Genomic DNA, 14293 nt, shown 5'->3' on the forward strand with positions numbered 1-14293 from the left:
CATGGCCCTGTCCGCTCGCCGACGCCGTGTGCTGTCCGTCGCATCGGAGTGCGCGCCCCTGGTCAAGACCGGGGGGCTCGCTGACGTCGTCGGCGCGCTGCCGGCCGCGCTGGCCGAACTGGGCTGGCATTCCCGCGTGCTGATTCCGGCCTATCCGAGTGTGCGGGCTCGCGCCGGGCGCTCCAGACGGGTGTGGCGTACGGATGATCTGTTCGGCGGCCCTGCCGCTGTCAGGTCGTGCTCCGTCGACGGACTCGATCTGCTGCTGCTCGACGCGCCGCACCTGTTCGATCGCCCTGGCGGGCCGTACAGCGTCGACGGCCACGATCATCCGGACAACCACGTGCGCTTCGCCGCGCTGAGCTGGGCGGCGGCACGGATCGCGATCGACGGGCTGAGCGACCGGTGGCGGCCCGATCTCGTGCACGCCCACGACTGGCAGGCGGGGCTCGCCCCCTCGTATCTGACCTACGCCGGATCCGACGTCCCGACGGTGATGACCATCCACAACATCGCGTTCCAGGGCATCTTCGGCCCGGACGCCCTCGACCGGCTGCGGCTGCCGACGTGGGACCACCATCCGGACGCCCTCGAGTACCACGGGCTCGTCAGTGCGCTGAAGGCCGGCATGGTGCACGCCTCGCGCGTGACCACGGTCAGCCGCACGTATGCCGAACAGCTGGCGACCGCTGAGTTCGGGTTCGGCCTCGAAGGAGTCGTCGCCGCCAGGACTGCCAGGGGCGAGATGACCGGCATCGTGAACGGCATCGACACGGCGGTGTGGGACCCGAGCACGGATCCGCACGTCGTCGGCTACGACGCCGACTCCCCCGCACGCAAGGCGGACAACCGCGGCGCCCTGCTGCGGGAGTTCGACCTCGACGACCCGGATGGGCCGCTGGCCGTCGTGGTGACGAGGCTCACCCATCAGAAGGGCGTCGACCTGCTGTTGGAGGCGCTGCCGCACTTCATCGCGGCAGGCGGCGCCGTCGCCGTGCTGGGTTCCGGGGAGCCGGACTACGAGCACTGGCTGAGGGAGCTGTCGGCGCGCTTCCCCCGTTCGGTCGGTGTGCGGATCGGATACGACGAGCCGCTGAGCCACCGGATGTACGCGGGCGCGGATCTCGTCGTCGTGCCCTCGAGATTCGAGCCGTGCGGGCTGACCCAGCTGTACGGACTGCGCTACGGATCGCTGCCGCTCGTCTCCTCCACCGGCGGGCTGCGGGACACCGTCGCCGACGCAGTCCCGGCCGCGATGGCGAACAGCACCGCGACGGGTTTCGTGTTCTCCGACATCAGCGCGCGCGGCCTCGCCGACGCGTTCGATCGCGCGACGAGCCTGTACGCCGATGGCGAAGCGTGGGCTCAGGTGCGTGATCGGGCGATGAGAGAGCACGTCGACTGGGCGGCGTCGGCACGGCAGTACGGCGATCTGTTCGAGGAACTCGTGCGATGACACCCCATCCGCACGAGGTCTCCCCAGGGCGCTCCTGGCCGCTCGGTGTCACGCCGGGCGGCGACGGCGCGAACGTCGCGGTGTGGGCGCCGGAAGCCGAACGCGTGGAACTGTGCCTGTTCGACGAGTCGGGGCACGAGACCAGGGTCGCGCTGCCCTACAACGACGGCGGCATCTGGCACGCCAGAGTCGGGCGAATCGGTCACGGGGCGCGCTACGGGATCAGAGCGGCAGGCCCGCCATCGCACAAGTCGACCGCTTTCAACGAGCACAAGCTGCTGATCGATCCGTACGCCCGCGCCCTCGACGTGCCAGCACGGTGGAATGCGCGGATGGCCGGGGTCGCGGTGACACCCGTCGGACACGACACGACCCGCGCACGGGACGTTCGGGACAGCGCGCACGTCGTGCCGAAGGGGATCGTTCTGGCCGACGCACCTGGCCCCGATCCCGCGGCGAACCGCCCGCACCACCCCACGGCGGACCTGGTGATCTACGAGGCCCACCTCAAGGGGCTCAGCGCCGCCCATCCGGACGTCCCAGAGCACCTGCGCGGCACGTACGCGGGAGCCGCGCACCCGGTGATCATCGACCACCTCGTCTCACTCGGGGTGAACGCCGTGGAGTTCCTGCCGCTGCAGGCGTTCTTCGACGACCGGGCGGTCGTCGAGCGCGGGCTGACCAACTACTGGGGCTACCAGCCGATCGCATGGCACGCGCCCGAGCCCCGCTACGCCTCGGCCGACGCCGACGCGGAGCTGCGGAAACTGGTGCACACGCTGCACGAAGCCGGCATCGAGGTGTTCGTCGACGTCGTGTACAACCACAACGGAGAGGGCGGCGAGGGCGGCGTCACGCTCAGCCTGCGCGGGCTGCACGAGACGGGCTACTTCCGCATGCACGATGGAGCGCACGTCGACGACACGGGAACGGGCAACACCATCGCGGCGGAGCGCCCCATGGTGCTGCGCCTCATCCTCGACAGCATGCGCCACTGGGCGACGCGCTACGGCATCGACGGCTTCCGGTTCGACCTCGCCGCGGCGGTCGGACGACGCGCCGACGGGTTCGACCCGGAAGCGGCGTTCTTCCAGGCGGTCCGCCAGGACCCGACCCTCGCCGGCCTGCGCCTGATCGCCGAGCCGTGGGATCTGGGGCCGGGCGGATACCAGCTGGGCGCCTTCTGGCATCCGTGGTCGGAGTGGAACGACCGGTTCCGCGACGACATCCGCCGCGCATGGCGAGGCGACCCGCTCGCCATCGCACCCCTCGGCAAGCGCGTGCTCGGGTCAGCCGACACCTTCGACCACGGTCGCCGCGCCGCGACCGCGAGCGTGAACTTCGTCACAGCGCACGACGGCTTCACCCTCGCCGACGTCGTTTCCTTCGCGCACAAGCACAACGACGCGAACCGGGAGCACGGACGCGACGGGCACAACGAGAACTTCTCTGACAACCTCGGCGCAGAGGGTGCGACACACGACGCCGAGATCCTCGGCGCACGAGCGCAGCGGCTGCGCGCCATGCTCGCCACGCTCCTGACGGCGCAGGGCGTGCCGATGCTGCTCGCCGGAGACGAGCTCGGCAACAGCCAGCAGGGCAACAACAATGCCTACGCGCAGGACAACCCCACGGGCTGGGTCGACTGGTCGGGCCGTGACGAGGAGCTGCTCGGGTTCGTCCGGCACGCCATCGCCGCGCGGCACCGGCTGCCCGTGCTGCGCCAGGAGACGTTCCTACACGGGCGCACGCGCGACGACGGCCGCCGCGACGTGGAGTGGCTGCGACCGGACGGGGACCCCACTCAGAGCGCTGATTGGGAGGATGAGGGCTTCCGCACCGTGACCGTCGTGCTGCGCGGTGCCGCGGACGACCCGCGGGGCGCGTGCCTCGCCGGAGCGGTCGCCGTGGTCATCAACACCGGCGACGATGCGGACGTGCACCTGCCGGAGCCCGATTCGGGCGGAATATGGCGCGTCGAGTTCGACTCGGCCCGCCCCATCACGTTCGAGAACGGTGCAGCGGCCACGACCCACGATCCCGCTGCCGCCCCCTACCCCGCGATGGCGCAATCGCTGACCCTGCTCTCCTGCGACTGAGGCCGCGGGCACGGAGCATCTCCGCGTCACCGGATCAGCGGCGCGCGTATGCGCCGAGGCGGATGAGGGGAACCGTCATCTCCTCCGGCGTGACGGAACCGTGCTGACCGATCATGTTCTGTGCCTGCTTGTTCGCGAGCCGATCGTCGTAGAACGCCCAGAGGCCGCGCGCGGCGACCAGCACGTCGCCGATGCGGGCGCGCACGTGCTCGGCGACCTCGCCGAAGAGCCCTGCGCCGATCGCCTCGTCGCGCGTGGCGACATCCGCTGCTGCTCCCGATTCGCGCCGCCACACGTCGGCGAGCTGAGCGGGGTCGACGCCGTCGTCGGCGTAGACGTGCAGCAGGCGCGGCTCGCCGCCGAGCGCCGCCACGCCTGTCAGGCGAGGGTCCCCGTCGCGCAGCAGCACGTGCCGATGCTTCGGCACGTCGATCATGCCGTGGTCGCTCGTCACGACAGCGCCGACCGTCGCAGGTGCCTGCACCGCGGGCGCCAGCGCCGCATCGATCTGCTCGAGCGTGCCGCGCCACTGCGCCGAATCGACGCCGTGCCGGTGGCCCGTCTGATCGAGCTCGGGGAGGTAGCAGTACACCAGCGCGCCCTCGTGCTGCTCAGCGAGGGTGAGCGCCACACGCACGCGCTGAGCCATGTCGTCCTCGCCGACGAAGTCCGCACCCCGCATGATCGCCTGCGTGAGTCCCTTGTCGGCATACTTGCGCATGCTCACGGCGAACGGCGTCAGCCCCTTCGCCGCCGCCCGCTCGAACACGGTCGGCTCCCGCTGCCATGCCACGGGATCGACGCCGTGCTTCTCGTAGCCGTCGATCTGCCCGACGACGATGCCGCGCTCCGGGTCCATCAGCCGGTAGCCGGCCAGCCCGTGCATCCCGGGATCGGTCCCCGTGAGCAGGCTCGTCAGCGCCGCGGCGGTCGTCGACGGGAACACGGTGCGCGCCGAGTCCCGCTTCGCCATCGCCTGCGCGAGCCGACGCGCGTGCCCCGCGTGCTGGCGCAGCTGAATCGCACCGAGACCGTCGATCACGAACAGCACGGCGCTCCGCGCGGAGGGCAGCCATTCGCCCGAGCCCTGCAGAGATCGGACCAACTCGGGCGCCACCCCGGTGAGGATCCGGGCATGAGCGGGCACCGCCGCTACGATCGATGACATCCGGATCAGTCTCCCACAGCACCTATCCCGGCCGGAGACGCCCGGATCGCCGAACGAGGCGGCCGCCACGACGCGGCGCTGTTGCATGCAAAGAGAGGTCACGGCCATATGGCGCGGAAGCAGGCATCGTCCGCCGAGCGGGTACCCGAGCGCATCGAGGACATCGACCTCGAAGACGAGATGCAGGGGTCGTACCTCGAGTACGCCTACTCGGTGATCTACGCGCGCGCCCTGCCCGACGCGCGGGACGGACTCAAGCCCGTGCAGCGGCGCATCCTGTTCCAGATGGCCGAGATGGGCCTGCGCCCCGACCGCGGGCACGTCAAGAGTGCGCGCGTCGTCGGCGACGTGATGGGAAAGCTGCACCCGCACGGCGACAGCGCGATCTACGACGCGCTCGTGCGCCTGGCGCAGGACTTCGCGCTGCGTGTGCCGCTGGTCGACGGCCACGGCAACTTCGGCTCGCTCGATGACGGTCCGGCCGCCGCGCGATACACCGAGGCACGGATGGCACCTCCCGCGCTTGCGCTGACAGAGAACCTCGACGAGGACGTCGTCGACTTCGTACCGAACTACGACGGGCAGTTCCAGCAGCCGGACGTGCTGCCGGCCGCCTACCCGAATCTGCTCGTCAACGGTGCCAGCGGCATCGCGGTCGGCATGGCCACCAACATGGCGCCGCACAACCTCATCGAGACGGTGAACGCCGCCACGCACCTGCTCGACAATTCCGAGGCGACGACGGCCGAGCTGATGGAGTTCGTGCCGGGACCCGATTTCCCCTCCGGCGGCATCGTGATGGGGCTCGACGGCATCACCGACGCCTACGAGACCGGCCGAGGCGCGATCAAGGTGCGCGCCAAGGTGTCGATCGAACAGGTCGGCCCCCGCCGCACCGGCATCGTCGTGACCGAACTGCCGTACATGGTCGGCCCGGAACGCGTCATCGAACGCATGAAGATCGCCGTGCAGTCGAAGAAGCTGCAGGGCGTCAGCGACGTCAACGACTTCACCGACCGCACGAAGGGCATGCGCCTGGTCATCGGTGTGAAGACCGGTTTCGACCCGCAGGCGGTGCTCGAGCGCCTGTACCAGCTCACCCCGATGGAGGACTCGTTCTCCTTCAACAACGTCGCCCTCGTCGGCGGACAGCCGCGCACGCTCGGTCTGAAGGAGATGCTGCGCGTCTATCTCGACCACCGCATCGAGGTCGTCACGCGCCGCAGCCGCTACCGTCTGAACCGCAAGCAGGAGCGCCTGCATCTCGTCAACGGCCTGCTGGTCGCGATCCTCGACATCGACGAGGTGATCGAGGTCATCCGGTCCTCAGAGACGGCTGACCAGGCCCGCACCAAGCTGTGCCAGGTGTTCGATCTCGACGAGGTGCAGGCGGAGTACATCCTCGAACTGCGCCTGCGGCGACTGACCAAGTTCTCACGCATCGAGCTGGAATCGGAGCGCGACAACCTGCTCGCCGAGATCGCGCAGCTCGAGGAGCTGCTCGGCTCGGACGTGCTGCTGCGCCGCCAGGTCGCAACTGAGCTGGAAGCCGTCGCGGACAAGTACGGCACGCCGCGGCGTACGCTGCTGCTGAACGCCAAGCCCGCAGCGCCCAAGGCGCGCAAGGGCCAGGAGCTCGATCTGCAGATCGCCGACGCGCCGACCGTCGTGGTGCTCTCGACCACGGGCCGCGCGGTGCGCGTCGACCTCGCCGAAGGGCAGCAGATCACCGTCCCCACCAGGCGCAGCAAGCACGATGCGATCCTCGCGACCGTCGCAGGCACCGTCAGGGGCGAGCTGGGCGCGATCACCTCGCGCGGGCGTCTCATCCGGTTCTCCCCCGTCGACCTGCCGTCGGTGCCGCCGACCTCGGTGCAGCTGGGCGCGGGGCAGAAGCTGCGCGATTACATCGGTCTGGTCGACAAGTCGGAGACCGTTCTCACGATCATCCGGTTCGACACCGACGTTCCCGTCGCCCTCGGCACGGCGCAGGGCGTGGTCAAGCGCATCGTGCCCGACGCTCTCGCGGCGAAGCCGGAGCTCGACGTGATCTCACTGAAGCCTGGCGACCGAGTCGTGGGAGCGGCGGAGGCCGCCGACGACTCCGAGGTCGTCTTCGTGACCGATCACGCACAGCTGCTGCGCTTCGACGCAGCGAACGTGCGGCCGCAGGGCGCACCGGCGAGCGGAATGGCCGGCATGAAGCTGTCGGCAGGTGCCGAGGTGATCTTCTTCGGCGCCACGACGAGGCCGGACGCGGTCGTCGTGACGCTCTCGGGCGACGGCACAGCGATCGCCGGCACCGAAGCAGGCAGAGCGAAGATCACCGACTTCTCAGAGTTCCCCGCGAAGGGTCGCGCCACCGCCGGCGTGCGCGCCCACTCACTGCTGAAGGGTGAGACGGCCCTCACGCTCGCCTGGGTCGGCCCCGACCCCGCTCACGCCGTCGACGCCACAGGCTCGGTCCGCAAGCTCCCCGACACCCTTGCCCGCCGCGACGCCTCCGGCCACCCCCTCGACGCCGTCATCACCTCGATCGGCCGCGCCCTGGCCTGACCGCCCGAGTGGTGAGGCGTGCCTGAGCGTGCGTATCGCAAGGCGGAGGAGGAAGGGGCACCGAGAGTGCCCTGACCGACGACAACGCCGCGAGACGTGCGCTCAGGTGCGTCTCACGCGTCGATGGTGGCGCGGTCGAGGTGCTCGGCACTCTCGATGATGAACTCGCGGCGGGGGGCGACCTCGTTGCCCATCAGCATCTCGAAGACGCGGCCTGCAGCCTCTGCGTCTTCAAGTCGCACGCGGCGCAGCAGGCGGCCGTCGCGCTGCATCGTGGTCTCCGCCAGCTGGTCGGCGTCCATCTCGCCGAGGCCCTTGTAGCGCTGCACCGGCTCCTGCCAGCGCTTGCCCGCCTTGCGCAGCTTCGTCATCAGCGTGTGCAGCTCGGCCTCGCTGTAGGTGTAGATCGTCTCGTTCGGCTTGGACCCGGGGTTGATCACCACGACGCGGTGCAGCGGCGGCACCGCCGAGAACACCCGGCCCTCCTCGATCAGCGGACGCATGTACCGGTAGAAGAGCGTCAGCAGCAGCGTCCGGATGTGGGCGCCGTCGACATCGGCGTCGCTCATCATGATGACCTTGCCGTAGCGGGCGGCGCCAGCGTCGAAGCTGCGCCCCGAACCCGCGCCGATCACCTGGATGATCGACGCGCATTCCGCGTTCGAGAGCATGTCGCTGATCGATGCCTTCTGCACGTTCAGGATCTTGCCCCGGATGGGCAGCAGCGCCTGGAACTCGCTGTCACGTGCCAGCTTCGCCGTGCCGAGCGCCGAGTCGCCCTCGACGATGAACAGCTCGGAGGAATCGGTCTCCTTCGTGCGGCAGTCGACCAGCTTCGTCGGCAGCGTCGAGCTCTCCAGCGCGTTCTTGCGCCGCTGCGTCTCCTTGTGGGTGCGCGCTGAGATCCGCGCCTTCATCTCGGCGACGACCTTGTCGAGCAGCATGGACACCTGGCTCTTGTCATCGCGCTTGGTCGAGCCGAACAGCTCCTTCATCCGCTCGCGCACGACCTTCGCCACGATCTGCTTGGCGGCAGGCGTGCCGAGAACCTCCTTGGTCTGACCCTCGAACTGCGGTTCCGGCAGCTCGACCATCAGCACAGCGGTCAGCCCGGCCAGCACGTCGTCCTTGTCGAGCTTGTCGTTGCCGGCCTTGAGCCGTCGCGCGTTCTTCTCGACCTCGCTGCGCAGCTGCTTGAGCAGTTCCTGCTCGAAGCCCTGCTGATGCGTTCCGCCCTTGGGCGTGGCGATGATGTTCACGAACGAGCGCATCGTCGTGTCGTAGCCCGTCCCCCACCGCAGCGCGATGCCGACACGGCATTCGCGCTGCACTTCGGTCGACCGCATCGAACCGTCGTGCTGCAGCGTCGGCACCGTCTCCGTGAATGATCCTGTGCCTTCGAACCTCCACGTGTCGGTGACGGGTGCGTCCGTGGCGAGGTGGTCGACGAACTCGGAGATGCCGCCGTCGAACCGGTACGAGGTCTCGATCGGCTCCGCATCCGGATCGCGCTCGTCGCGGATGAAGATCTCGAGACCGGGAACGAGGAAGGCGGTCTGGCGCGCACGGGTCATCAGCTCTTCGAGTTGGAACGCCGCGTCCTTGGTGAAGATCTGCCGGTCCGCCCAATAGCGGACCCGCGTACCGGTCACGCCCTTCTTGGCCTTGCCGATCACCTGAAGTTCGCTCGACTGCTCGAACGGCGAGAACTGCGCATCCGGGGTCTTCTCGCCCGAGTCGGCGAACACGCCGGGCTCGCCGCGGTGGAAGCTCATCGCGTAGACCTTGCCGCCGCGGTCGACTTCGACGTCGAGCCGCTCGCTGAGCGCGTTCACGACCGACGCGCCCACGCCGTGCAGGCCACCGGATGCCGCATACGATCCGCCGCCGAACTTTCCGCCGGCGTGCAGCTTCGTGAAAACGACTTCGACGCCCGACAGGCCCGTGCGCGGCTCGACGTCGACCGGCACGCCTCGACCACGATCCTGCACCTCGACGCTGCCGTCGGCTCGCAGGATGATGCTGATCAGATCGCCGTTGCCCGCGACGGCTTCATCGACGGAGTTGTCGATGATCTCCCACATGCAGTGCATCAGGCCGGGCGACCCGTTCGAGCCGATGTACATGCCCGGGCGCTTGCGAACGGCCTCGAGCCCTTCGAGGACCTGCAGGTGGTGGGCGGAATACTCAGCAGTCACAGTGTTCGAGCCTATCCGGGAACCGCGCGATTCCGCGGCGGACACACGCGTCGGCCGACGGACCGCGCATTCCCGCCTTCGCGCTGAGCGAAACGGGGTGGCGCACGCCCCTCCCACCCAGCATGACGTGATTACATGTGGGGACACGGATCACCGATTGAGGCACACCACGAGGAGGCAGCGCCCATGACTACCGCAACCGCCGAAGCCCCCGTCACCCACCGCCTCACAGCGCTCGACCGCTGCGACGCCTGTGGCGCGCGGGCGTACATCGCCGCCCAGGTCGGTGACAGCGAGCTGCTGTACTGCGCCCACCACGGCCGCAAATTCGAGGAGAAGCTGCGCGCCGTCGCCACCGACTGGCACGACGAGACCGACCGCCTCGAGAAGGTGTCGACGGTCTGACCGACGTTCACGAACGACGCCCGTCCGGATGATCCGGACGGGCGTTCTTCGGTTTGCGGCGGGTGCTGTGGGGACATTGCATCGACGCAGGGAGTTCGTGTCGGGTGCTGGTCTTCGGCTCCGGCCATGATCATCCGGAGGACATTCCCCCGCGCGCTTCGCGCGCTCCCGCCGAACCCGATGCCAGCCTCCGGATGACCATGACCTGCGCCTCTTTCAGAGATAACTCTGCGGCACCCGGCGCAGAGCTTGGTGGCAGATCAGACGTACACCCGCGGGATGAGAGGCGAGAGGCGCAGCAGGGGTTCCTCACCCACGGTGTCGATGAGTTCGGCTTGGTCGGTCGAGGTGGGGGCACCGGCGGCGCGGGCGCCGAAGATCGTGACCTCATCGCCTGGGGCGGCGCCCGGCCACACCTCGACGCGTGAGCTGAACGGCGCGACGTCGAGCAGACGACGGCGGCCAGCGGGCGTGGCCACCTCGATCCGCCCGGCCCACGAGGAGAACACGCCGTCGACCGAGCCGATGTCGATCGTCGCGGCGCCTGAGCCGACCTCGGTCACCGGGGCGACCAGTGCGGCGACGGCGTCGATGCCCTCCAGCTCCGGTCCGTCCTGGGAGCGCACGCCGTAGCAGAAGGCGCCGATGCGCACGAGGTCGTAGCGGAACTCGGCCCGATGCCATGCCGCGGCGCTGCGCGGCGAGGTGGCGCGTCTGCGGGTCGAGCCCGGGCGCGCGCGGCGCGCCCACGGCATCGTCGAAGACCCGCGCGCGATGCGTCCGATGCGTCGCTCGCCTCGGCGATGTGGCTCCAGATGCCGACGACGGTGATATCGCCGGCACGCTCCAGCTCGGCGGCGCGCGCACACGCCTCGCCCCAAGCCTCTGGCCGGATGCCGTTGCGGTGCAGGCCGGTGTCGATCTTCAGGTGCACGGGCGCCTGCGCGCCTGTCGCGCGTGCCGCTGCCGCGACGCGCTCGAGATAGCCGACGTCGCCGACGCCGAGCTCGACGCCTGCGCGCAGCAGGTCACCCGCCGCCGCTTGGGTCGTGGTCAGCCAGGAGAACACCCTGGCGTCGTCGCCGGCGGCGACCTTTGCGCGCACAGCGCTGGCCGGGTCGATCGCACCGAACCATGCGGCACCGGCCTCGCACGCGGCCTGAACGATCCGTTCGACGCCGTGGCCATACGCGTCGTCCTTCACCACGACGAGCACGTCGGCCGGCGCCATGCGCTCGCGCACCGCACGCACGTTCCGCTGGAAGCGTCCGAGATCGATCCTCAGCTGCGCTGCGCCGATCATGCGACCACCTCCCGCTCCACGCCGAGGCCGACGCATGCGGCGAGCTCCAACTCGGTCATCCCGGTCGCGTGCGCCCACGCGGCCAGCAGCTGCGGGTCGGCCGCGCCGAAGAGCGTGGCTTCGTCGCCTGCGACGGCGTCTGCGCCCTCGAGGTCCACGACGTGCACATCCATGGCGACGCGGCCGACGATGCGGCATCTCGCCCCGTTCAGGAGGACCTCGGCCGTTCCGCCGATCGCACGCACGAGCCCCTGCGCGTAGCCGCCGGAGACGAGGGCGATCCTCGTGTCGCGCTCCGCAGTGAACCGATACCCGTATGAGACGCCCTCGCCCTGCAGCAGCGGCTTGGTCGACAGCACGGGGGCGACGAGCGTCATCGCCGGGACACCGCGGCCGGTGAGACCGTACACCGCGTCGAGCGGGGCGAGCGAGCGCGCCCCGTGCGGGTCGTCGCCCTCGGCGAAGATCCGGATGCCCAGCTCGTGCGCGACGCCTGCGACGAGATCGGCGCCGTGGCCGCATGCGTCGCGGCGCACGTCGATCGCGATGTCGGTGGCTCCGCGGAGGATCGAGGCGATGTTCTCACGCAGCGCACCGCGCGAGACGCGCACCATGGCTTCGCTTCTGATCGGTTCCACGTTCATCCGCACCAGCGTAGCCTCGCGGCGGGCCGCACCCGTCGAGGTGAGCCGGTGTCGTCGGCTCTCGAGCAGCATGCGGTGCCTCACCACCTGGAAATAGAACATATCTCCCAGCCGATACTCTGTTGAATGTCGTACATCCTTTCTACACTGAAGGTGTGGGAATGACAGCGACCAGCTCGGCTGAGAACCTCGCGCAGGTCACGCGACTGCGCGAGCGGATCACCGCGATGCAGCAGCGGCGGGCGACGCCGGAGACGCTGCCGGTGCCCGGTCCGCTCTCTCCCGTCTTCCCCGACGGCGGGCTGCGCACCGGCGCGGCGTACTCGCTCGCGCACGGCGAGACAGGGCTGATGCTGGCGCTGCTCGCCGAGGCGTCCGCTGCGGGCTCGTGGTGCTGCGTCATCGGTGTGCCAGAGCTCTCGGTCGGCGCCGCCGAAGGCCACGGCATCGACCTCTCGCGGCTCGTACTGATCCCGACCCCGCAGGAGCGCTGGATGCAGGCCGCCGCCGCCGCGTGCGAGGTGTTCCCGCTCGTGGCGCTGCGACCGGGGCGGCGCCCCACTCCGGGTGACGCGCAGCGACTGGAGGCCAGGATGCGCGACCGCGGCAGCTCGCTGCTCACGCTCGGCGAGTGGCCTGGCGCGGAGGGCACCGTCTCCGCGGGGGAAGAGGAGTGGGTCGGCATCGGTCGCGGGCACGGCCTCATCTCGGGGCGAACCGTGACCGTGTCGCTGCACGGCAGGCGCACACCGCGCCCGCGGTCGGTGCGGGTGATGCTGCCAGGGCCGAACGGCCGGGTCCAGGCGATCGCTCCCGCTCAGGCACGGCCGCTCGAGCGCGGCGGCACCGCACTGCGGGCGGTGGGGTCGTGAGCGTTCCGGAGCGCGTGATCGCGCTGTGGTTCCCCGACTGGCCCGTGACGGCGTACCTGCGCACGCAGGCGCGCGAGCTGGGCGGCATAGAGGTCGATCCGGATGATCCGATCGCGCTCGTGCACGCAGGAGGCGTCGTCGCATGCTCGGCCGCGGCACGCGCGGCGGGAGTGCGCCGCGGCCAGCGGCGCCGAGACGCACAGTCGGCGTGCCCGCAGCTGCGTCTCGTACCGGCGGACGAGGCGCGCGACGCACGCGCCTTCCACGACGCCATGCGCGTCGTGGAAGAGCTCTCCCCCGGCGTGCAGGCGCTGCGCTCCGGTCTCGCCGTGCTGCGCGCCAGGGGGCCTGCACGGTTCTACGGCGGAGAGGAGCGGGCAGCACTCGCCCTGCTCAGGCCGCTGGATGATGCAGGGTTCGCCGACGTGCGCGCCGGCATCGCCGACGGGGTGTTCACCGCGGAGCACGCCGCACACGGGGCAGAGGGCTCTCCGCCCGTGCGCATCGTCGCCGCCGGCGGCTCCCCCGGTTTCCTCTCGCCCCTTCCCGTGCAGTCGCTGAACGACGACGAGATCGCACTGTTCCTCACCCGGCTCGGGGTGCGCACGCTGGGGGACTTCGCCGACCTCGATGCTTCCCTCGTCGCCGACCGCCTCGGCCAGCACGGCCTGCGCCTGCATGCCGGCGCCAGCGGTGCCGACCCCCGCGAGGTCGTCCCGCGAGTCCCGCCGCCAGAACTCACCAGCGAGATCTCCTTCGAGGCGCCTCTGGAGCTCGCGGAACAGGTCGCCTTCGCCGCCCGACGCACGGTCGAGGACTTCCACGGAGCGATCGGCCGTGCGGGGCTCGTGTGCACCGCCGTGCGGATCACCGTCGTCGACGACGACGGCCGCCGGTCCGAACGCGTCTGGCAGCACCCCGTGTCGTTCGATGCCGCGAGCATCGTCGATCGCATCCGCTGGCAGCTGCAGGACGCCTCAAGCGCCGGCACGCCGGGGCAGCAGCATCTCAGCGGCTCTGTGGCATCCGTGCGGCTGGAGCCGGAGGCCGTCGATCACGGCGCGGCCCATCAGCCGGCTCTCATCGGCCATGGTCCGGATGAGCGCGCCCACCACGCCATGACGCGCGTGCAGGCGGTGCTCGGCCATCGCGGCGTACTCAGCCCGGAGATCGGCGGAGGGCGCGCACTCGCCGAGCGCGAAGTGCTGCGCCCGTGGGACGACGCATCCTCATCCTCACCGCGCCCCGTGCGCGATCGCCCGTGGCCGGGAGCGCTTCCCGCTCCGCTGCCCTCCGAGGTCTTCCGCACCCCGCGCCCCGCCGAGGTCCGCGGATCCGCCGGTGCCGAATGCGCCGTCGACGAGCGGGGCCTGCTCACCGCGGAGCCGGCGACCATCGACGGCCTCCGCGTCGTGTCGTGGGCCGGCCCGTGGCCGCTGATCGAACGCGACTGGGACAGCGTCCGTCGCCGCATCGCGCACCGCTTCCAGCTCGTCGACGAGACGGGAGCGGCGTGGCTGGCCGTGCGCGCCGAGAACGGCTGGTGGATCGAGGGCAGATACGGCTGACACCCCGTCCTCCGCAGGAACGAT

The 14293-nt window shown here is 70.3% G+C and carries 11 protein-coding genes; 6 read left to right on the plus strand and 5 right to left on the minus strand.

What is annotated here, in order from left to right:
- Position 1: 1 nt before the first annotated feature.
- Both glgA and glgX read left to right on the plus strand, forming a co-directional pair.
- Complete coding sequence (gene glgA / locus CIK77_RS03295) at positions 2–1456, plus strand: glycogen synthase GlgA (RefSeq protein WP_087054511.1); 1455 nt, start codon at positions 2–4, stop codon at positions 1454–1456.
- Positions 1453–3555: a glycogen debranching protein GlgX gene (gene glgX / locus CIK77_RS03300; protein WP_087054510.1), complete on the plus strand. Its 2103-nt coding sequence runs from the start codon at positions 1453–1455 to the stop codon at positions 3553–3555. Before glgA ends, glgX begins: the two co-directional genes overlap by 4 nt.
- A gap of 34 nt (positions 3556–3589) precedes the next feature.
- On the opposite strand, the gene CIK77_RS03305 is transcribed toward glgX, so the two are convergent.
- Entirely contained in the window at positions 3590–4723 is a 1134-nt protein-coding gene (locus tag CIK77_RS03305; RefSeq protein WP_087054509.1) for an alkaline phosphatase family protein, read from the minus strand.
- Between the two features lie 108 nt (positions 4724–4831).
- On the opposite strand from CIK77_RS03305, the gene CIK77_RS03310 reads away from it, so the two are divergent.
- Complete coding sequence (locus CIK77_RS03310) at positions 4832–7279, plus strand: DNA gyrase/topoisomerase IV subunit A (RefSeq protein WP_249268533.1); 2448 nt, start codon at positions 4832–4834, stop codon at positions 7277–7279.
- Positions 7280–7392: 113 nt separating this feature from the next.
- Here the strand turns inward: CIK77_RS03310 and CIK77_RS03315 are convergent, their stop codons facing one another.
- Complete coding sequence (locus tag CIK77_RS03315) at positions 7393–9477, minus strand: DNA gyrase/topoisomerase IV subunit B (RefSeq protein ID WP_087054508.1); 2085 nt, start codon at positions 9475–9477, stop codon at positions 7393–7395.
- Between the two features lie 186 nt (positions 9478–9663).
- On the opposite strand from CIK77_RS03315, the gene CIK77_RS03320 reads away from it, so the two are divergent.
- A complete protein-coding gene (locus tag CIK77_RS03320; protein ID WP_087054507.1) occupies positions 9664–9882 on the plus strand; it encodes a DUF7455 domain-containing protein in 219 nt (72 codons plus the stop codon).
- 260 nt (positions 9883–10142) lie between these two features.
- Here CIK77_RS03320 and CIK77_RS18030 read toward each other — a convergent pair whose 3' ends face one another.
- Genes CIK77_RS18030 through CIK77_RS03330 form a run of 3 tightly spaced genes read right to left on the minus strand, consistent with a single transcriptional unit; the run spans position 10143 to position 11931 of the window.
- Positions 10143–10508, minus strand: coding sequence for an alanine racemase C-terminal domain-containing protein (locus CIK77_RS18030; RefSeq protein ID WP_258861442.1), 366 nt, complete (start codon positions 10506–10508; stop codon positions 10143–10145).
- Positions 10442–11185, minus strand: a complete 744-nt coding sequence (locus CIK77_RS03325; protein WP_258861443.1) for an alanine racemase — start codon at positions 11183–11185, stop codon at positions 10442–10444. Before CIK77_RS03325 ends, CIK77_RS18030 begins: the two co-directional genes overlap by 67 nt.
- Positions 11182–11931, minus strand: coding sequence for an alanine racemase C-terminal domain-containing protein (locus tag CIK77_RS03330; protein WP_258861444.1), 750 nt, complete (start codon positions 11929–11931; stop codon positions 11182–11184). The genes CIK77_RS03325 and CIK77_RS03330 overlap by 4 nt, the downstream gene beginning before the upstream one ends.
- A 59-nt stretch (positions 11932–11990) precedes the next feature.
- Here CIK77_RS03330 and CIK77_RS03335 point away from each other — a divergent pair, with 59 nt between their 5' ends.
- Positions 11991–12701: a hypothetical protein gene (locus CIK77_RS03335; RefSeq protein WP_087054505.1), complete on the plus strand. Its 711-nt coding sequence runs from the start codon at positions 11991–11993 to the stop codon at positions 12699–12701.
- On the plus strand, positions 12698–14269 hold the full coding sequence (locus CIK77_RS03340; protein WP_087054504.1) for a DNA polymerase Y family protein: 1572 nt from the start codon (positions 12698–12700) through the stop codon (positions 14267–14269). The genes CIK77_RS03335 and CIK77_RS03340 overlap by 4 nt, the downstream gene beginning before the upstream one ends.
- Positions 14270–14293 lie beyond the last annotated feature (24 nt).

The sequence above is a fragment of the Microbacterium sp. JB110 genome, from assembly GCF_003335195.1.
Taxonomy (GTDB): Bacteria; Actinomycetota; Actinomycetes; order Actinomycetales; family Microbacteriaceae; genus Microbacterium.

Coding starts and splice junctions, on each gene's coding strand:
- glgA (WP_087054511.1), top strand. CDS start 2: ATGGCCCTGTCCGCTCGCCGACGCCGTGTGCTGTCCGTCGCATCGGAG.
- glgX (WP_087054510.1), top strand. CDS start 1,453: ATGACACCCCATCCGCACGAGGTCTCCCCAGGGCGCTCCTGGCCGCTC.
- CIK77_RS03305 (WP_087054509.1), bottom strand. CDS start 4,723: ATGTCATCGATCGTAGCGGCGGTGCCCGCTCATGCCCGGATCCTCACC.
- CIK77_RS03310 (WP_249268533.1), top strand. CDS start 4,832: ATGGCGCGGAAGCAGGCATCGTCCGCCGAGCGGGTACCCGAGCGCATC.
- CIK77_RS03320 (WP_087054507.1), top strand. CDS start 9,664: ATGACTACCGCAACCGCCGAAGCCCCCGTCACCCACCGCCTCACAGCG.
- CIK77_RS03325 (WP_258861443.1), bottom strand. CDS start 11,185: ATGATCGGCGCAGCGCAGCTGAGGATCGATCTCGGACGCTTCCAGCGG.
- CIK77_RS03330 (WP_258861444.1), bottom strand. CDS start 11,931: ATGTTCTATTTCCAGGTGGTGAGGCACCGCATGCTGCTCGAGAGCCGA.
- CIK77_RS03335 (WP_087054505.1), top strand. CDS start 11,991: ATGACAGCGACCAGCTCGGCTGAGAACCTCGCGCAGGTCACGCGACTG.